Source organism: Roseovarius nanhaiticus, from assembly GCF_900156535.1.
In the GTDB taxonomy this organism is placed as follows: domain Bacteria; phylum Pseudomonadota; class Alphaproteobacteria; order Rhodobacterales; family Rhodobacteraceae; genus Roseovarius; species Roseovarius nanhaiticus.
In genome coordinates this window covers 51,944-72,022 of the sequence record NZ_FTNV01000001.1, presented here as the reverse complement: position 1 = coordinate 72,022, position 20,079 = coordinate 51,944, and the positions used below count along the sequence as shown (strand labels likewise).

Below are 20,079 nucleotides of genomic sequence, written 5' to 3'. Positions count from 1 at the left end.
TCCATCGCGGCGCTTTTACCCTATACGCCGCGCGTGCGCCCGCTTTTGGGCGCCGATTCTCTATGGACCTTGCTGGACGACATCCCGGCTTGTGCCCGCAACCCTTGATACGAGGAGATCCCGATGTCGATCACCGTCGAAGAAAAGCACCGCCTGATGAAGGAATTCGCAACCAAGGAAGGCGACACCGGCTCGCCCGAGGTTCAGGTTGCCATTCTTACCTCGCGCATCACGACCCTGACCGAGCATTTCAAGACCCACAAGAAGGACAACCACGGTCGCCGTGGCCTCCTGAAGATGGTTGCTCTGCGCCGTAAACTTCTGGACTACACCAAGTCCAAGGACGAAGCGCGCTATCAGGACCTGATCAAGCGTCTGGGCATCCGCCGCTAAGCGGATCGGCGCCGCGCGCCTGCGTCGCGGCAAGCCAGGCAAGATATTGAAATGCCCGCCCGATTTTGGCGGGCATTTTCATTTGCGACAAAGCGATGCATCGGCACCTTATTGCCGAGCCGGGCGCGGCAAACTGGTGGATATTCGCGCAGACAGCGTACGGCGCCCAGTTGGCCACGCTTCTGCCGCTTTCGTAAATTAAACTTTGGTAAATAGTCCTAATGGCGCGCTCTCGGCGCGAACTGGATCCATGCCCGCACGCTTGTCGAACGGCCTCTTCTTCTCGGAATTCCTGGCGGATAACTCCGGGCGCAACGCGTTCGACACCGACGGTGACGGAAGGGCAAACAAGGCCGACGAATTCGTCGAAATCCAAGGGTTCAAGAATAGCGCGATCAGCCTCGACGGGATCGAGCTTTGGTCGGCAAAGCGTGGCCGGCTGTATGAATTTGGTAATAGCGATACCGTCCCGGCGGGAGGAACGGCTACCGTCGTTGGTCAATATGACGGCACGCCCCCGCCCGGGTTCTACGATGCGGGCCTGCCGGACAACAACAGAAACCAGGGCTTTCTGGAAGATGGTGAGGCCAACAGGTTCGACACGCTCTACCTTGTCGACACCAATACCGGTGAATTCATCGCGCTGGCCTATGGGGATCCGCCGCAGACGCAGGCGCTGCCGCCCGGGTTTCCCGGCACGACCAATGTCGGGTCCGAGAGCTTCAATTCGGATGTGCCCAATGGCGTTCCGATTCAGCGGGATGCCAACGGAGATCTGGTTGAGGGTGGCACGCCTGATCCGGGCGATACCGGGCCTGTCTGCTACGCGCGCGGCACTCTCATTCTGACGGATCGTGGCGCGCGGCGCATCGAGGATCTGGAGATCGGCGACCATGTCATCACCTGGGACAATGGCGCAAAGCCGGTGCGCTGGATTGGCTGGCAAAAGGTGCCGCAGGCCGACCTGGACCAATCGGCACGATTTCGCCCGGTGCGCATTCGGGCCGGTGCGCTGGGATGTGGGCTGCCCGTCGTTGATTTGATCGTATCGCCGCAGCACCGGATGCTGGTACGCTCACGCATCGCGCTCCGGATGTTTGGCGCCGCCGAGGTTTTTGTGCCTGCCGTGCGCCTGCTGGAGCTGCCGGGTATCGTTCGGGACGACCCGCCCGGAGCCGTCCAATATTACCACATCCTGCTCGACGGGCACGAGGTTCTGACCGCAAATGGTGCCCCATCCGAAAGCCTGCATCTGGGCCCGGTCGCCCTTGCCTCACTGGCCGATGAGGCGCAGCGCGAGATTGCTGCGCTCTTCGCGGGGCGCAGCCTTGCCGGACAAACTGCCGCTATGGCGCGGCCCGCGCCGAACCGTTTGTCGGTTATGCGTCTGATTGCGCGGCACCGGCGAAACGGGCAGCCGCTGCTGCAGGTGCCCGTTGACGACGACTTGGCCCGGTCGGCCCGTCAAAGCGCCTGAAACCCTTGGCCTGGCGCGTCGCGCCCCAATGTCGCATTCCCTTTCAAAACCCATCCAATTCGTGTATGGCCCGCCCATCTGAGACTGCGTGCCATGGCCCCGGCACCTGGAAGACAAGATGATTGGGGTCGGCGGCAATGGGGCCGCCATTGAAAAAAGGAGGACCGGGCAGGGGCCCGCTGTGCCTCCAGATAGGAAACGATAGATGTTCAACGAAGTGAAAAAATCGATCCAGTGGGGCGAAGAAACGCTGACACTGGAAACGGGCAAGGTTGCCCGTCAGGCCGACGGCTCGGTCATCGCCACTCTGGGCGAAACCAGCGTCATGGCCAACGTGACATTCGCCAAAGCACCCAAGCCCGGAATGGATTTCTTTCCGCTGACGGTGCATTACCAGGAAAAATACTATGCAGCCGGCAAAGTGCCCGGTGGCTTCTTCAAGCGCGAGGCGCGTCCGACGGAAAAAGAGACGCTGACCGCGCGTCTGATCGACCGTCCCATCCGCCCGCTTTTCGTTCCCGGCTTCAAGAACGAGACGCTGGTGATGTGCACGGTGCTCAGCCACGATCTGGTCAACGATCCCGACATGGTCGCGATGATCGCCGCGTCGGCCGCGCTGACTATTTCCGGCGCGCCCTTCCGCGGGCCGATCGCAGGCTGCCGCGTGGGCTATGAGGATGGCGATTACATCCTGAACCCCACCGTCGACGACATGCAGGACCTCAAGAACAACCCCGATCAGCGCCTCGATCTGGTTGTCGCCGGCACCAAGGACGCCGTGATGATGGTCGAGTCGGAAGCCTATGAGCTGACCGAAGAGGAAATGCTGGGCGCCGTGAACTTTGCGCACACGCAGATCCAGCCGGTGATCGACCTGATCATCGACCTTGCCGAAGCCTCGGCGAAAGAGCCGTTCGACTTCCAGCCTGCCGATTACTCGGAGCTTTACGACGCGGTGAAGGCAGCCGGCGAGGACAAGATCCGCGCCGCCTACGCGATCACCGACAAGCAAGAGCGCACGAGTGCTGTGTCTGCTGCCAAGGACGCGATCAAGGATGCGCTCACCGAAGAGCAGCTGGAAGATCCGAACCTCTCCTCGGCCCTGAAAAAGCTCGAAGCCTCGGTCCTGCGCGGCGATGTCGTCAAGACCGGCAAGCGGATCGACGGCCGCGCGCTCGACACCGTGCGCCCGATCGTCTGCGAGACGGGCCTTCTGCCCCGCACCCATGGCTCGGCGCTGTTTACGCGCGGCGAGACGCAGGGTCTGGTCGTGACCACGCTCGGCACCGGCGACGATGAGCAGTTCATCGACGCGCTGCATGGCAACTTCAAATCCAACTTCCTGCTGCATTACAACTTCCCCCCCTATTCGGTGGGCGAAGCTGGGCGCGTGGGCCCTCCGGGCCGCCGCGAAATCGGCCATGGCAAGCTGGCATGGCGTGCGCTGCAGGCGGTTCTGCCCGCCGCGACGGACTTCCCCTACACGATCCGTCTGGTCTCCGAGATCACCGAATCGAACGGCTCCTCCTCGATGGCGTCGATCTGCGGCGGCTCTCTGTCGATGATGGATGCGGGTGTGCCGCTGAAAACCGCCGTGGCCGGTGTGGCCATGGGCCTCATCCTCGAAGAGGATGGCTCCTACGCGGTTCTGACCGACATCCTGGGCGACGAGGATCACCTCGGCGACATGGATTTCAAGGTCGCAGGCACCAAGGACGGCATCACCTCGCTGCAGATGGACATCAAGGTCGCGGGCATCACGCCCGAGATCATGCAGAAGGCATTGGCGCAGGCCAAGGACGGCCGGATGCACATCCTCGGCGAGATGAACAAGGCGATCACCGGCGCGCAGGAATTCAGCGTCCACGCGCCCCGTATCGAGACGATGCAGATCCCCACGGACAAGATCCGCGAAGTCATCGGCTCGGGCGGCAAGGTCATCCGCGAGATCGTCGAAGTGTCGGGCGCCAAGGTCGACATCAACGACGAGGGCATCATCAAGATCGCGTCGCCCAACGGCGAGGCCATCAAGAAGGCCTATGACATGATCTGGTCCATCGTGGCCGAGCCCGAAGAGGGCCAGGTCTATGACGGCAAGGTCGTGAAGATCGTCGATTTCGGCGCCTTCGTGAACTTCTTCGGCAAGCGCGACGGCCTCGTGCATGTCAGCCAGATCGAGAACCGCCGCCTGAACCATCCTTCGGACGTTCTGAAGGAAGGCCAGGACGTGAAGGTCAAGCTGCTGGGCTTCGACGATCGCGGCAAGGTGCGCCTGTCGATGAAAGTCGTCGATCAGGAGACCGGCGAGGAAGTGACGGAAGAAAAAGCCGAAGGGTGAGGGATCGCTCTTAGGTTGGAATGAAGAAGTCCCGGCGGAACCGCCGGGGCTTTTTTGTTTGGTCTGGTGCAATGGCGGCTTTGAGCCCTTAATGACCGATGCTGCGGGCTGCATCAATGTCGGCTCACAGTAGGCATCCAAAAACGTTACTATTTGGGTTTTGAAGGTGGTTATTGTTGATTGGTCGGGCCGCGGACTAGCTCGGTTGTTGGCCTTTGTGACGGTGGTCGAAACCAGCCTGCATTTTTTGAGGTTCCACGACATAAGCAAAAATCATTGCCGCAGTAGCAGCCGTCAAAAATGTCCCAAGAAACATTATGACAGGATATCCTAGCCCAGCGGCACGCGTTCCAACCAAGGCGTCGGGTCCCGACGATATCGTCGTAGAAAACCCGCTAACAATTGCCAGCAATCCCAGCATTGTCCAAAAGCTGGTGGCATTCATGGTCATATTGGGCCGTCCTCCAACAAGGAATTTTACGGACTCTCGGAGGTATATAAAAACCAGACATGACGAGGAAATAATCAAGATCAACACAGTCACCACACCGAATTCGAACCATGCCAGCGCTTCCAAGAACGCGGCTTCATCGACGGTCATCTGTCTCCAACTGGCTGGATACCATTGGGAAATACCAAGGACCGATATCGAAAATAAGCGTATAAAATAGTTGATGCCACAAACTATCGCGATCCCATACATGAAGCGACGCGTGAATAACGAAACCGTTGAAGCTGAGGGGCGGTTGGACATCAGAAAGCTCCATATAACTCGATGTCTATTAGGAGCAGAAATTGGCGATAAAAGGGCTAAGAAACAACGAGATTACTATTCTCACTTGTTTATGCACCAGCAGATTCCCCCGCAAACGCCCATATTACAAAGGCGTTCCAAAAACCATATCCTGTTGAACGGGTCACCAAACCGGACATCGACAGGCCTGCAGCGAACGTCTGTTTCGTCCGCTAAGCTGACCTTCAGTCTTACTCCCCCTAAACCGGCAACGCCGTCGTCTGACACACCGTCCTCAGCGCGAAACTCGACTGCATCTTTGCCACGCCCGGCAGGCGCGTCAGATATTGCCGGTGGATGCGCGCGAAATCCTCGGTGCTTTCGGCAACGATCTTAAGGATGTAATCCGCCGTGCCCGCCGTCAGGTGGCATTCCAGCACGTCGGGCACGCGGGCGACGGCTTTCTCGAAGGCCTCGAGCACGGCACTTTCCTGCGCGCTCAAAGTGATCTCGACAAAGACCGTCGCCGCGACGCCCATCTTTTGCGGGTCGAGCAGCGCGACATAGCCGGTGATGACGCCCTCGGCCTCCAGCCGCTGCACGCGGCGGTGACAGGCGCTGGCCGAGAGGCCCACGGCCTCGGCGAGGTCCGCGTTCGAGATGCGGCCCCGTTTCTGCAATACGGCCAGCAGGCGGCGATCGAGTGAGTCGAGGGACAATCCGGCAATCCTTATCCTGATCGCTTCAGTTTATCGAAGAATCTTGCGTGGAACAGCCTCCGTGCGCGCAAAGTTTCATACCGCTTGCGCTGCCCTTGCTGCACTCTGGCGCCACCAACACAGGAGGTTCATCAATGAAGATCGGTTGCCCGACAGAAATCAAATCGCAGGAATTCCGGGTGGGCGTCACGCCCAACGCCGCGATGGAGGCCGTGGCGCGCGGTCACGAGGTGCTTGTCCAGTCAGGCGCGGGGATTGGCGCGGGCTTCACGGACGACGACTATACCGCTGCCGGGGCCAAGATCCTCGGCTCGGCCAAGGAGGTGTTCGACGCCGCCGACATGATCGTCAAGGTCAAGGAGCCGCAGGCGGGCGAGCGCAAGATGCTGCGCGAGGGGCAGATCCTGTTCACGTTCCTGCATCTCGCCCCCGATCCGGACCAGACGCATGATCTGATCGCCTCGGGCGCCACCTGCATCGCCTATGAGACGGTCACGGATGGCAAGGGCGGCCTGCCCCTGCTGGCGCCGATGTCCGAGGTTGCGGGCCGTCTGGCGCCGCAGACCGGATCCTGGGCATTGCAGAAGGCCAATGGCGGCAGCGGCGTTCTGATGGGCGGCGTTCCGGGTGTGCGCCCGGCCAATGTCGCCATCATCGGTGGCGGCGTTGTCGGCGCGGCGGCGGCGCGCGTGGCTGTCGGTATGGGCGCGAATGTGACCGTGCTCGACCGGTCGGTGCCACGGCTGTCATATCTCGATGACGTGTTCATGGGCCGTCTGACCACGCAATATTCCGACAAGGGTGCCGTTGAAGAACTGTTGCCGCGCATGGATATGGTCGTCGGTGCCGTGCTCATCCCCGGCGCCGCCGCGCCCAAGCTGGTCAGTCGCGAGCAGCTGTCGCTGATGAAGCCCGGCTCGGTTCTGGTGGACGTGGCCATCGATCAGGGTGGCTGTTTCGAGACGTCCAAGGCGACGACGCATCAGGACCCGATCTATGAGGTGGACGGGATCGTGCATTACTGCGTCGCCAACATGCCCGGCGCGGTCGCGCGCACCTCGACCATCGCGCTGGGCAACGCGACCATGCCGCATATGCTGGCGCTGGCCGACAAGGGCTGGAAGAAGGCTTGCGCGGATGATCCGCATCTTCTGGCGGGTCTCAATGTCCATGCAGGGCAGTTGACCTATGAGGCCGTGGGCGAGGCGCTGGGCATCGATTGGGTCAAGCCCGAGTCGCTGCTGTGAATTCCGAGGGGCCGCCATGTGCGGCCCTTTTCGCCAAAATGGCTTGAGGCGTTGGGGCCGGGCGGCTAGACCGCTCCTCAAAGGAGCCGCGCCATGAGCCTCAATACTTTCGGACATATGTTCCGCGTCACGACCTGGGGCGAAAGCCACGGGCCTGCGCTGGGGGCGACGGTCGATGGCTGTCCGCCGGGCGTGGCTGTGAATGAGGTGATGCTGCAGCACTGGCTGGACAAGCGCCGCCCGGGCCAGAACAAAAACATGACCCAGCGCAACGAACCCGATGCCGTGCGCATCCTCTCGGGCGTATTCGAGGGCAAGACGACGGGCACCTCGATTCAGCTGATGATCGAGAATACGGATCAGCGGTCGCGCGACTATGGCGACATCGCCAACACGTTCCGGCCGGGCCACGCCGATATCACCTACCACCAGAAATACGGGCATCGCGACTATCGCGGCGGCGGGCGCAGCTCGGCGCGCGAGACGGCGGCGCGGGTGGCGGCGGGCGGTATCGCGCGGGCCGCGCTGGACCAGTTGATCCCCGGCGTGCAGGTCGAAGGCTATATGGTGCGCATGGGGGCGATGGCGCTGGATCGCAACCGGTTTGACCGGGACGCGATCGACCGCAACGATTTCTGGTTGCCGGATGCCGAGGCCGCGCCCGAATGGGAGGCGTATCTGCAAAAGCTGCGCAAGGATCACAACTCGGTCGGCGCGATCATCGAGGTGACGGCGCGCGGCGTGCCCGCGGGCCTCGGCGCGCCGATCTATGGCAAGCTGGATACCGATCTGGCCGCTGCGATGATGTCGATCAATGCGGTTAAGGGCGTCGAGATCGGTGAGGGCATGGCGGCAGCCGAGCTGATGGGCACGGATAACGCGGACGAAATCCACATGGGCGAGAATGGCCCTGAGTATAGCAGCAACCATGCGGGCGGTATTCTGGGCGGTATTTCGACCGGGCAGGAGATTGTCGTGCGCTTCGCGGTCAAGCCGACCTCGTCCATCCTCAGCCCGCGCGCGTCGATCCGTATGGATGGCACGCCGACCGAGGTGGTGACCAAGGGCCGGCATGATCCTTGCGTCGGCATCCGCGCGGTCCCGGTGGGCGAAGCGATGATGGCTTGCGTGCTCTTGGATCATCTGCTGCTGCATCGCGGGCAGACGGGGGCGATGGGGCCGGTGGGCCGTATCGGCTAGGCGTAAATCTCTTGGAAGTAATTTGCCCAAGACAATTCGAATTGTCTTGGGCGCTGGGTTCAATCCGCCATGTCGGCGGTCATGTAGATCAGCGTCGGGCCATCAGCCTTGAACGCGGCCTTGACCGCCTCCTGCAGCTCGCCCAGCGATTTGGGCGCCGCCGATTTCGCGCCATAGGCTTCGGCCAGCGCGCAGAAATCGGGGTTATGCGCGATCACTGAATTGGGCGCGATCTGCGCGGCAACCATGCTGTCCTCGATCTCCTTCAGCTTGCCATTGTCCCAAAGAAGGATCGGCAGGGGCTGGCCCACCTCTACCGCCGTGCCCAGCTCCTGCACGGTGTATTGAAAGCCATAGTCCCCCGCGATCACCACCGTGGGCAGGCCCGGCCGCGCGGCCGCGCCGCCGATGCCGGCGGGCAGCGCATAGCCCAGCGTGCCGAAGCCGTAGGGGTGATGCCAATGGCCGGGCCGGTGCATGTCCCAGACTTCCTTGCCGGTATAGGCGAACTGGGTCATGTCCGAGAAATACATCGTGTCTTCGGGCATCACCTCGATCAGCGCGTCGCAGACCCGCACGATGCCGGTGCGCTCGGAGTCGCTCTCGGCGCGCCAGCGTTTGCGGGCGTCGGCGACCTCGCTTTCGGTCCATGACGTGTTCGCCTGATGCCCCTCCAGCGCGGCATTAAGACCGGCAAAGAAATCCTGCGCGGTCATCTGCACCGCGATGCTGCCGGGGGTTTGGCCCAGAACCTCGGGGTCGATATCGACGCGGATCATGTCGCCCTCATGGCCCAGTTTGTCGCGCCACAGGTCCATCTCGGACAGCTCGCTGCCCACGACGATCACCAGATCGGCGCTGGCCGCGACGCTCGCGCTTTCGGGGCGGCCGAGGAAACCGCTGTAGTGGAGCGGGTCGTCCTTGACTGAAACGACGCCGCGCCCGGCATAGGTTGGAAAGCTGGCTGCCCGCAGCGTGCGCAGCGCGGCGCGCGCGGCATCCGAGGCGCGCACCGAGCCGCCGCCGAGAATGAAGAGCGGGCGCTTGGCTGCCTTGATGCGCTCGGCGATGCCGTCCGGCAAGGATTGGGGCGTGCGCGTGACCTTGGGCGCCGCATCGGGCGCGGGGTCCGCCTCGGCCACCAGCGCCTGAATGGGCACCTGGATATGCTTGGTGCGCGGGCGCGCGGTCTGGAATTCGGTCAGCGCGCGGTCGATCAGGCTGTAGGCGGCGCTGGCGGTATGGGCAGTATAGGACCAGTCCGCCACCGTTGCGCCTGCCGCCTCTTGGTCCAGCATCTGGTGCAGCTGGCCGCGCGTCGCCGCCGTCTCGTCCAGGCAGGACGACAGGACCAGCACCGGAACGCTATCCGAATAGGCCTGGCCCATCGGTGTCATGGTGTTGCACAGGCCCGGCCCGGTGATGACATAGGCCACGCCCGGCTTGCCACTGGCGCGCGCATAGCCATCGGCCATGAAGCCCGCGCCCTGCTCGTGCCGGGCCAGAAGGTGGCGAATGCCGGCCTCCTCGATGCCGCGATACATTTCCTGGTTATGCACGCCCGGAATGCCGAAGATCGTATCGACCCCGCGCGATTTCAGCATATGCGAGATTTGTGCGCCCAAGGGGCGGCTGCGGGATGTATCGGACATCAGATCCTCCAGAAGGTGACGGTGAAGAGTGCATAAACGGCCAGAAGCTCCAGCCGGCCGATCAGCATGGCGGCGGTCAGGATCCACTTGGCGGTATCGTTGAGCGTGGCGAAATTGCCGGCGGGCCCGATCGTGTCGCCGAGGCCCGGCCCGATATTGCCCAGCGCCGTGGCCGCGCCCGAGAGGGCGGTGATGAAATCGAGGCCTGTCAGCCCCAGCAGAACGGCGATGAGGCCAAGGCTGACGGTGAAGAAGACGAAGAAGGACATGACCGAATTCAGCACGTCATCGCCCACGGTCTTGCCTGCGTAGCGCGGAATGAAAATGCCATGCGGCGCTCGAATGCGGGCAAGCTGCACGCGGATCGACGCGAAGAGAAGCTGATACCGGAAGATCTTGACCGAGCAGGAGGTCGAGCCAGCGCAGCCGCCGATGAGGCCGACGAAGAAGAAGATCGAGACCGCGAAAGGCCCCCAGAGCATGTAATTCTCGCTGGCATAGCCGGTGCCGGTCATGATTGAGACGACGTTGAACAGCACTTCGCGGAAGGTCTCTTCGGTGAAATGCGCGCGCTGAAAGAACTGCCACAGGGTCAAGGTGCCGACGATGCTGAGGATCGTCAGGAAAAAGCCGCGCACTTGCGGATCGCGCAGCAATGGCTGCGCCGTGCCCGCCGTCAGCTGAACAAAGCGTACGATGGGCAGCGCGGCCAGGATCATGAAGACGGTGGCCACGTATTCCGCCGAGGGCGCAAGCGCGCCGAAGGACGCGTCGTAATTGGCCATTCCACCGGTCGATACGGTCGTCATCGCGTGCACGGTGGCATCGAAGGGCGTCATGCCGGTCAGGATATAGGCCATCATGCAGGCGATGGTCATGCCCAGATAGATCACCGAAATGCGGCTGGCGATCTCGCCCGCGCGGGGCAGGATCTTGCCCATGGTGTCGAACGATTCGGCGCGAAAGATCTGCATGCCGCCGACGCGCAGTTCCGGCAGGAACACCATGGCGACGACAATGATGCCGACCCCGCCCAGCCATTGCATGATACCGCGCCAGAGCAGAATCCCTTTGGGTAGCGCATCGAGCCCCGTCACCACAGTCGAGCCGGTGGTTGTGAGGCCCGACATCGCCTCGAACACCGCATCGGTGAAATCGAGCGCGGTCTCGCCCAGCATGAAAGGTAGCGCGCCAAAGAGTGGCAGAACAACCCAGACACCCGTCGTTAAAAGGAAAGTTTGTCGGATATTCAGGCCGTCTCCCACGCCGTTACGGCAGGCCCCGGCGACAAGACCGCCGACGAGGATCGTCATGATCGCGGATTGGGCAAACACTTCCCAATGGCCGCGCCCCTCTGCGATATCCACCACCAGCGGCAACAGCATGGCGCAGCCCAGGGCCATCACCGTCAATCCGATCACATAGCCCACCGGGCGCAGATCCAGCATGGTGCGCGCGTTCGCCTCGATCCGTTGCTGGGCGGCGCGCGATGGGGGGACGATCGGGCTTTGCATCTCAGGCCGTCAGGGGGCCGCTGCGATAGCGAAAGACGCCTGTGGCGCTGGCGGCGATGGCGCCGGTTTCGTCGGTCACGGTGGCCTCGGCGAAATAGGTGCGCCGCCCGCCGCCCGTACGCTTGGCCGTGGCGATGATGCGTTTGCCTTGCAGTTGGCCGATATAATTGACCGTCAGCGACAGCGTCAGAGCGTCCTGTTTCCGCTCGGGATCGCCGGTATAGCAGCCCGCATAGCCCATCGCCGTGTCCAGCATCAGCGCGTGGATTCCGCCATGCAACAGGCCCTGCCGATTGTGCAGATGCGGGGCGAAGTCCAGCTCGACCCGCGCATGATCGCGCGACCATTCGGTCAGCTCGAATCCCAGATGCGTCTGCAGGCCCGAAGGCGGCTCGAGCAGGGAGGGCGAGAGGGGCGTTTGGGACATCGCAGGGGGCCTTATCGGGGGCGGTACGCCCGATAGGTGGCACAAAGCCGCGCCCACCGCAATCGCGCGGCCTTGACCATCGGGGTCGATCCGCCGCATCTACGCGGCAAAGCTGCCCTGTTCCCGGAGTGACCGATATGACATTCGACCGCAAGATCAAGATCGCCCCGTCGATCCTGTCCGCCGATTTCGCCAATTTTGGCCAAGAAATCCGCGCGATCGAGGATCAGGGCTGCGACTGGGTGCATGTGGATGTGATGGACGGGCATTTCGTGCCCAACCTCACCTTCGGCCCACCCCTTCTGGCCGCGATCCGCCCGCATATCCAGACGGTGATGGATGTGCATCTGATGATCTCGCCGGTCGATGCCTATATCGACGCTTATGCTGGCGCCGGAGCTGATATCCTGACCGCGCATCTGGAGGCGGGGCCGCATATCCACCGCACGCTGCAGGCCATTCGCGCGGCGGGTTGCAAGGCGGGGCTGGCGCTCAATCCCGGCACCGGGCTGGATGCGGTGCCGCATCTGCTGGATATGATCGATTTGGTTTGTGTGATGACGGTCAATCCCGGTTTCGGCGGGCAGAAGTTCATTCACAGCCAAATCGAAAAGGTGCGCAGTTTGCGCGCGATGATCGGCGAACGGCCCATCCATATCGAGATCGATGGGGGCATGACGCCCGAAACCGCGCCTTTGATGGCCGAGGCCGGCGCGGATGTATTCGTCGCCGGATCTGGCGTCTTCAAGGGGGGCAGCGTGCAGAATCCGGATGTTTATGGCGAGAATATCCGTGCGATCCGTAGCGCCGCCGAGGCCGCGCAGGGCTAGGCAGGCTCAGTCCAACCGCACCGTCACTCGCGCGCTTCGCCCTGCGGCATCAATCACCGAAATTCGGCTGAACCCCTGGCCGAGGCCTGTCAGGCTTGCTTGCGCGGCGCGCACGCCGGTCAGCATCGATGCGCCGTTGGCCATCCATGTATAGGGCGGGGTGCCGCCCCGCACCTTGACCGGCAGACCGCCTTGCGCAGCCATGCGCGCGCCATCGGGCGGAAAGATCAGCTCGGGCGCACCGCGCGCGACGTCAAACGCCGCGCCCCGCCCGGCAAAGCGGCGCAGCGGTTGCGGTAGCTCGGCGGTGCCCACGGTCAGCGTATCGGGCGGCGGCGGGGGCAACGGATCAAAGCCGGACTTCAGACGCTGGAATGCCTCGAACAAAATCGGCGCGGCCAGATCGCCGCCGAAGGCGCCCGGCACCGGGGTGCCGTCAGGCCGCCCGATCCAGACACCCGCCACATGCGCGCCGTCCCATCCCAGCGCCCAGGCATCGCGGTGCCCGTAGGAGGTGCCGGTCTTGTAGGCCAGCGCGCGGGCGGGGGCATTGGCAGGCGGCGCGAGGCCCGCTAGGATATCGCCCACCTGCCACGCGGCAGCACGGCCAAGGATGCGCTGCGGCGCGCTGTCCTCGCCCTGCCGCCAGCGCAGCGGCATCGCCTCACCGCCCTGCGCGAGGGCGGCGTAGAGCTGCACCATGTCGGTCAGGCTGACGCCCACGCCGCCCAGGGCCACGGCAAGCCCCGCGTGATCGCCCGGCAGCTTGGGCTGCAGTCCCGCGCGGCGCATGACGTCCATCAGATGCGCGGGGCCCATTGCATCCAGCAGGCGTACGGGCGGGATGTTGAGCGATTGGCGCAGGGCGTCCGCCGCCGTCACCTCGCCCCGGAAATACCCATCGAAATTCTGCGGCGCATAGGCGCCGAAGCGCGCGGGCGCGTCGTCGATCAGGGTCTGCGGATGCGCCAGCCCACGGTCGAAGGCCATGGCGTAAATCACCGGCTTGAGCGTCGATCCGGGCGAGCGGAGCGCGGTGGTCATGTCCACATAGCCCTGCCGCGCGCCGCTGCCGATCCCGGCGGATCCGACCGAGGCGAGGATTTCTCCGCTGCGGTGATCGGCCAGAACGATGGCCACCGACACGGGATCCGGCAGGCCGCGCACCGCGCGGGCGGCCAGCGCCTCGAGCTGGGCCTGCAGCGCCGCGTCGATGGTCAGATCGTGGCGCAGCGCGCTGGCGTCCTCGGCCACGGCGCGGTCCGCCAGATGCGGCGCCAGCGCCGGGAAGGGGCGCCGCGCCACCGGCACCCGGTCCAGCTTGGCGGCCTCGGCGGCCTCAAAGCTCAGCACGCCCTGGCGCGCCATGCGGTCCAGCACGCGGTCGCGCGCGGCGCGCGCGGCGTCCGGGTGCCGGTCAGGGCGGCGCGTCTCGGGCGATTGGGGCAGGGCGACCAGCAGCGCGGCCTCGGCGGGGGTCAGCCGGCGCGGCTCCTTGGCGAACCAGGCGAGGGTGGCGGCGCGGATGCCCTCGATATTGCCGCCATAAGGCGCGCGGGCGAGGTAGATCTGCAGGATCTCTTGCTTGCTCAGCCGCCGCTCCAGGGCCAGAGCCAGACGGATCTGGCGCAGCTTGCCCGCCCATTGCCCGGTGCTTCCCTCCTCCAGCAATCGGGCGACCTGCATCGTCAGGGTCGACGCGCCCGACACGATGCCGCCGTGCCGCACGGCCTGCGCACCTGCGCGCAGCATCGCAAGCGGATCGATGCCCGCATGGCTGCGAAAGCGCTGGTCTTCAAAGGCGATCAGCATGTCCGTAAAGGCCGGGTCCACCTGCCCCGGTGCCAGCCGCCAGCGCCCGTCGGCGACCGTATAGATGCGCAAGGGGCGACCGTCCCGGTCCAGCACCTCGGCGCCGGTTGTGGTCAGCAGGGGTGGCATCGGCGCCGCTGCCACCCAGGCGCTCAGCCCGTCCCGCGCGCCTGCGCCGATTGCCAGCGTGAGGCCGAGCGCCAGAAGCCAGCGATGCGCGCGCATGGCCTACTCCGTCACGCTCATCGCGCCGGTGTCGGTATTTGCGCGGTATTCGGGGCGATACATATCCTCCACGATCGCGGCGGGGTGGTGATAGCTGCCCGGCGTCACCGCGCGCACGATATAGGCGAGGCTGAAGGGCCGATCCTCGCGCCAGTCCACGGCAGCGATGAAGCGATCGCTGCGGAATTCCGTGTGCTGGGCATAGGCCGTTTGCAGCCAGTCGAGCGCGCCGATATCGCCGGAGGTGACAAGGTTTGGATTGTCAATCTCAAGCCCCGCGGGCAGCGCATCGTCGATGATCAGCCGCGCCTCGCTGTCCTCAAAGGGCGTGACGGTCAGCACCGCCACCAGCCGCGTGCCAGAGGCGACGCCATCTAGGCTGGCGGGCCGCCCCTCCATGTCGAAATAGTCCCGCTCGATCCGGTAGCCATAGCCATCCGCCGGGCCGGGCACCTCGGGCACGCCGAAGGTGGTCAGTGTGATGTCGGTCTCGCGCTGGCCTGTGTTGCGGATCGCCTGCGGGGCTGCGATGCCCGCCTCGCGTTTGCGAATGAACGGCCCGCTGACCAGCTTGCCGTTCAGTGTGAGGCCCGCCGCGCCCGTCTGGTCGATCAGGGCATGGGCAGCCAGAAGGCTCCACGCCTCTTCCTGGGTCGACAGGTGCGGGCCTTGGGCGCCGAGGCTGCGGGCCAGCTCCGCAGTATCGCCCGCTTCGCTGCCCGCCTCGACCATCAATGCCAGCACGCCAGCGCGGTCGCGCAGCGCGGTGCCGTAATCACTGCGCCAGACCTGCGCGCCGCCGCTCTCGGCCTTGGCATTGGCGAGGGCCGCGCGGAACATCGCGTCCGCCCGGCTGGGATCGCCGTAGGAGGCGAGCGCGGCGCCCAGCTGCGCCTGCGCCAGCGGGGTTGCGAAATCGTTCGCCTTGACGTCGGCGTAGTAGCGCAGATCACCCATCGCTGCCGCCCCCTCGCGGGCCAGCACCATCAGCGCATAGGCGATATCCTCGCCCCCGTCGTCGAAATCGGGGGCGTAGTTCACCCGGTTGCGCAGGTTGTCCATGGCCATGGCAAAGGCCTGGTCCGGGACGGCATGCCCCTCGGCGCGGGCGCGCGACAGGAAATCGGCGACATAGGCATCGAGCCAGAAATCCCCCGATTGCGCCTGCCAGAGGCCGAACGCGCCGCTGGCGGTCTGGCGCGTCAGAACCCGCGCCACGGCCCGGTCGATGCGCGCGGCGATGGCGCCGTCATCGCCCATGCCCAAGGCGCTGGCGACCTGGTTGAAATAAAGGAGCGGCAGCGCGCGGGAGGTCACCTGCTCGGTGCAGCCATAGGGGTAGCGGTCTAGCGATTGCAGCAATCCGGCCACGTTCAGCCGCGCAATGGCGCCCGCCGAAATGACAGCCTCGCCCGTGCCCGGTCGGTAGCCCTCAAAGACATCATCGGTCAAGGTAAAGGTATCCCCCGCTGCCAGCGGGAACTGCCGCGTCTGTGAGACGGGCGGATCATTGGCGCGCACGGGCAGGGTCAGCGATTTGGTCAGCTGCTGGCCATCGGGCGTGGTCAGCGCGATACGGATGGGGTGATCGCCCACCTCGCCCGCCGTGATCGGCAGGCGAAAGCTCTGCTTTTGCCCCTCTGCCAGATCGAAGCCGGAGGGCACGTCGCCTTGCAGCGCCAGACCCTCCGCCGTCACGTCCAGCCCGACACGGCCTGCGGGCCCGCTGGCATGCACGATCTCCAGCAGAAGCGAGCTGGTATCCCCCGGCGCAAGGAAGCGGGGCAGCGACGCGGTCAGCACCACGGGGTCGCGCACGATCACGTCGCGGGCGGCCTGACCGACGCCCCTGGCGGTCCACGCGACGGCCATCAGGCGCACGGTGCCGTTGAAATCGGGCAGATCGAAACTGGCGGTGGCGATGCCATCGGGACCGGTGGTGATGGGGCCGGTGAAATAGGCCACCAGCTCCTCGGTGGGCGGGGGCGACTGGCGCTGCATGCGATTGCCCGCATCCCCGCCCGAGCGCACGGCGCCTTCCGCGCCGGTCATGCCGTCGATGAGGCGGCCATAGATATCGCGGATCTCAACGCCGAGGCGGCGTTGGCCAAAGTAATGCGCCGAAGGGTCGGGGGCTGTGAAGCCCGTCAGGTTGAGAATGCCCACATCCACGGCGGCAAGGGTGATATAGCCCGCCTCGCCCTCCAGCCCCTCCACGGTGACGCGCGCCTCCATCGGGCCGCGCGGGTCCGCCATGTCGGGCGCGTCGATACTGACGCTCAGCTGCGCCGCGCCGGGGTCGATGCTGGCATGGGCAAGGCCGAGGCTGCGCGCCGGGTTCTGCCCGGCGGCGACATCCATGGGGCGGATCAGCTGCGCCGTGACATAGGCGCCGGCGCCCCACTCGTCCGTGACCTCGACAGGAATGATCGTCTCGCCCTTGGCCACCTCGACCGACTGGCGCGAGATGACGCGGTTGGACAGGACGCTGACCAGCGCGGTCCCGGCATGGCGCGCGTCGATGCGCAGGCGCGCGGTATCGCCGGGTGCATAGCTTTCGGCGTCGAGCGAGACTTGCAGCGTGTCGGGCGTCTGACTGCCATCGGCGGGGGCGTACCAGCCCGCATAGAACGGCACGGAGGATGCGGTATAGGGGCCATCCACCCGCTCGACGACCAGCTCGTATTCGCCCCACTCGACCGGCGCGCTGATGGTCAAAGGCGTCTCGCCCAGCTGACCCGCGCCGGTGGCGATGCGGGTGCGGGTTGTGATCGGCTCCCAGTTCCAGTCGCCATATTGGCGATACCACTGGTAGCGCGTGTTTACGCGGTTCAGCGTCCATTCCACCTGCATCTCCGCGCGGCCAAGGTCCGGCGCGACGCCGATGATTTCGAACGCCGCCTCGCTGCCTTCTGGCACGACGTCCTCACTGGCCGGCTTGATGCCGATGACCGGCGCGGCGGGGGCGACGGTGCGGGTGATCCGGCGCTCGACCGGACGGCCCGAGCCTTCGCGCAGACGCAAGGTGGCGGTCGCGGTGTGGGGGCTGCCCCTGTCCAGATCTTCGGGCAGGCGCAGCGGCACGGTCAGCGTGCCGTCCTCATCCGTCTCGGCGCTGTCCAGAACCTCGACCTTTGGCCCGTTCGCGGCGTCATGACGGCCAAAGAGATAGCCCTGATACGCATTCAGCGTGCGGGCGGCCCGCAGCACCAGCGTGCCTTCGGATTTCAGGCCCGCGCCGGGCGCGCCGAAAAGGTATTTGGCCGTCACTTCGAGGGGCGGCAGGGCATCGGCGCTGAGCGGGCCTTCGGGCAGCGAGAGGTCGAAATCAATGCGTTCGGGCAGGAAATCCTCGACCAGCACTTGCGTGCTGGCCAGTGCCGGCGCGTCTGCGTCGGCCTTGATGTCCAGCGTCCAGGTGCCGCGCGGCGCCGTCTCGCCCACGGGGAGGGAGAAGACATGGCCGCCCGCCGCATCATCGGGTGACAGCGCGCGACTGTATTCAACCCCGTCGGGCCGCGTCAGGATCGCGGTCAGCGGCAGGCCGGTGACGGCCTCGGCGCCCGTTACGCGCGCGAGGGCCGTGGCGTGGATCACCTCACCGGCGCGGTAGGCACCCCGGTCCGTGGTCAGGAAGACGTCGATGGGTGGCGCGGGCGCGCGCCCCTCGACCCCGCGATCCGACAGATCGAAAGCCGGATCCGTCAGGGACAAGAACGCCGCATCCTCATCGCCCATTCGCGCCACGATCAGGGCGGGCGCCGCGCCCTCGGTGCCGCGCGCGAGGCCCGGATCGAAACGCGCATGCCCGTCCCCGTCGGTGGTGGCGGTGGCCAGCACGGCATTGGCACGTGACACAAGCGTCACCTCGATCCCCTCCAGCGCCTCGGCGCTGGCAAGGCTGCGGGTCATGACATGCAGGCCATCCGTGCCGGAAAGGGTCGTCAGGCCCAGATCGGTCAGCACGAACCACTGCGTCGCGCCCTCGTCATCATACTCCTCGACCCCATCGATCCCGGCGGTCAGCGTATAGATGCCGGGCGGCTGATCCGAGAGGACATCGCCCAAGGGCAGGCGCGTGGTCATGGTCTGGTTCAGCTCGTTCCCGACCTCGCCCACGCCAGTCCAGATCTCTTGCGCCAATTCGCGCGTAAAGGCGTCCTGCGAGTAGCCTTCGATGGGCCGGCCGAAATACCCCTCCTGCATGACGCGCAGAAGGTTGCGGTCGCTGACGCGCGACAGGGTCAGCTGCACCTCATCCAGATTGACCGTCTCAATCGGCAGGGCGGCATCTGCCGCGCGCGGCAGAACGTAAGCGCGACCCGGAAAGACGATCTGCGGCGCGCGGTCGCGGATATAGGCGGTGATCTGGGTGTCCTTGGCCAAGGTCTGCCCATCGGCGGCGGGCAGGCCGGCGCGGAAGGTGACGGTGTAACGTTCGCCGTGGCGAACGCCGTCGATGCAGATCTGGCGCTGATCAGGCTGCACCACGAGGCCGGGATCGGGCAGGCGCACGAAGGGGGCGTAATCCTGCCCCGCCTCAATCAGATCCTCGGAAAACTCGGCGCAGATGCGGGGCGTGGCGCTATCGGCCTCGACGCTGTCATCCACGATGCGAAACCCGTATTTCGCGACTGCCGCATTCAATGCCGCGCTGACATCGGCGCGCGATTGCACGCTGTCCGCAAGGCGCAGAGCCTGCACCATATCGCGGCCCCGGTCCGCGCGCTCCAGCGCCTCGGCCATGATAAGCAACGCGTTGACGCGCGCTCCGTCCGAGGTGGCACGCAGATAGGCGTTGGTGCCGGCCGCGACCGCGCGCTGGATCGTTTGAGACTGGTTCTCGTCAATGGCGAGAGACAGCCGCGCGTAATCGGTCCAATGCTCGGCCAGATCGCTGCTGGCCGTGGCGGCGCCCATCCAGCGCATGGCGTTCAGCGCATCGCCGTTTGCCTCGCGGTCCTGCGCGGCGGCGACCATGTTCGAGATATCCGTGCCACCGCCCGGATGCATCTGGCCCAGATCGCCAGCCAGCTTGCGCGCGCCATCGAGCGTGCCGACGCCAAGGAAGGTCAGATCCTCCGCGCGTTCCGAGGCCACTGCGAGGACGGCAGGGTCCGTCCGGGCGATGCGCGCCGACAGGGCGCCGTCGAAGGGTTGCACGTCGCTGACCGCACTCTTGGGAAAGCATGCGTTCGATTTGCCGTTGAAAGTGAAAGCCTGGCAGTCGGGCGTGGCCAGACAGGCGGTGGCGCAGGCGCGATACGTTGTGTCGAAGATCGCCGTCAGGTCCGAGCCGTAGAAATCCACATTCGGCGTGACAACAGCGCGGCGTTCGGGAACCGGCGACTGCGCGGATACCCCCGGCGCCATGGCGATCAGAACCAACGAGAGCAGAGCGTGGCGCAGCATGGCAGCCTCCTGAGATGGGGTCTTTATCGTGCCACGGGCGCCTGCGCAGGGCAATGGCCGGACGGATGGACGTTAAGCGTATATTCACCCTGCTCGCGCA

Annotated in this window: 13 protein-coding genes; 6 read left to right on the top strand and 7 right to left on the bottom strand. The window is 65.2% G+C overall.

The window, feature by feature from the left end; genetic code table 11:
• The first annotated feature begins 123 nt into the window (after positions 1–123).
• From rpsO to pnp, 3 genes are all read left to right on the top strand, one after another.
• On the top strand, positions 124–393 hold the full coding sequence (rpsO, locus tag BW975_RS00320; protein WP_076529993.1) for a 30S ribosomal protein S15: 270 nt from the start codon (positions 124–126) through the stop codon (positions 391–393).
• Between the two features lie 250 nt (positions 394–643).
• Complete coding sequence (locus tag BW975_RS00315) at positions 644–1,870, top strand: Hint domain-containing protein (RefSeq protein ID WP_076529991.1); 1,227 nt, start codon at positions 644–646, stop codon at positions 1,868–1,870.
• A gap of 205 nt (positions 1,871–2,075) precedes the next feature.
• Complete coding sequence (gene pnp, locus BW975_RS00310; RefSeq protein WP_076529989.1) at positions 2,076–4,208, top strand: polyribonucleotide nucleotidyltransferase; 2,133 nt, start codon at positions 2,076–2,078, stop codon at positions 4,206–4,208.
• A 196-nt stretch (positions 4,209–4,404) separates the two neighbouring features.
• Here the strand turns inward: pnp and BW975_RS00305 are convergent, their stop codons facing one another.
• Together BW975_RS00305 and BW975_RS00300 are read right to left on the bottom strand one after the other, a co-directional pair.
• Positions 4,405–4,962 carry a hypothetical protein gene (locus tag BW975_RS00305; protein ID WP_139194235.1) on the bottom strand — a complete coding sequence of 186 codons (558 nt, stop codon included), beginning with the start codon at positions 4,960–4,962 and terminating at the stop codon, positions 4,405–4,407.
• 239 nt (positions 4,963–5,201) lie between these two features.
• Positions 5,202–5,660: an Lrp/AsnC family transcriptional regulator gene (locus tag BW975_RS00300; RefSeq protein ID WP_076529985.1), complete on the bottom strand. Its 459-nt coding sequence runs from the start codon at positions 5,658–5,660 to the stop codon at positions 5,202–5,204.
• A gap of 134 nt (positions 5,661–5,794) precedes the next feature.
• On the opposite strand from BW975_RS00300, the gene ald reads away from it, so the two are divergent.
• Positions 5,795–6,907 (top strand): alanine dehydrogenase, encoded by a 1,113-nt coding sequence (ald, locus tag BW975_RS00295; RefSeq protein ID WP_076529983.1) that lies wholly within the window; start codon positions 5,795–5,797, stop codon positions 6,905–6,907.
• 93 nt (positions 6,908–7,000) lie between these two features.
• Positions 7,001–8,107, top strand: coding sequence for a chorismate synthase (gene aroC / locus BW975_RS00290; protein WP_076529981.1), 1,107 nt, complete (start codon positions 7,001–7,003; stop codon positions 8,105–8,107).
• 59 nt (positions 8,108–8,166) lie between these two features.
• On the opposite strand, the gene BW975_RS00285 is transcribed toward aroC, so the two are convergent.
• The 3 genes from BW975_RS00285 to BW975_RS00275 form a co-directional block, all read right to left on the bottom strand.
• Positions 8,167–9,759, bottom strand: a complete 1,593-nt coding sequence (locus BW975_RS00285; RefSeq protein WP_076529979.1) for a thiamine pyrophosphate-binding protein — start codon at positions 9,757–9,759, stop codon at positions 8,167–8,169.
• A complete protein-coding gene (locus BW975_RS00280; RefSeq protein WP_083687042.1) occupies positions 9,759–11,207 on the bottom strand; it encodes a TrkH family potassium uptake protein in 1,449 nt (482 codons plus the stop codon). Before BW975_RS00280 ends, BW975_RS00285 begins: the two co-directional genes overlap by 1 nt.
• A 67-nt stretch (positions 11,208–11,274) precedes the next feature.
• Entirely contained in the window at positions 11,275–11,700 is a 426-nt protein-coding gene (locus BW975_RS00275; protein ID WP_076529975.1) for a PaaI family thioesterase, read from the bottom strand.
• A 137-nt stretch (positions 11,701–11,837) separates the two neighbouring features.
• Between BW975_RS00275 and rpe the strand changes: the two genes are divergently transcribed.
• Complete coding sequence (gene rpe / locus BW975_RS00270; RefSeq protein ID WP_076529973.1) at positions 11,838–12,530, top strand: ribulose-phosphate 3-epimerase; 693 nt, start codon at positions 11,838–11,840, stop codon at positions 12,528–12,530.
• Between the two features lie 6 nt (positions 12,531–12,536).
• Here the strand turns inward: rpe and pbpC are convergent, their stop codons facing one another.
• Both pbpC and BW975_RS00260 read right to left on the bottom strand, forming a co-directional pair.
• Positions 12,537–14,567 (bottom strand): penicillin-binding protein 1C, encoded by a 2,031-nt coding sequence (pbpC, locus tag BW975_RS00265; RefSeq protein ID WP_076529972.1) that lies wholly within the window; start codon positions 14,565–14,567, stop codon positions 12,537–12,539.
• A gap of 3 nt (positions 14,568–14,570) precedes the next feature.
• On the bottom strand, positions 14,571–19,979 hold the full coding sequence (locus BW975_RS00260; protein WP_076529970.1) for an alpha-2-macroglobulin family protein: 5,409 nt from the start codon (positions 19,977–19,979) through the stop codon (positions 14,571–14,573).
• Between the last annotated feature and the right edge of the window lie 100 nt (positions 19,980–20,079).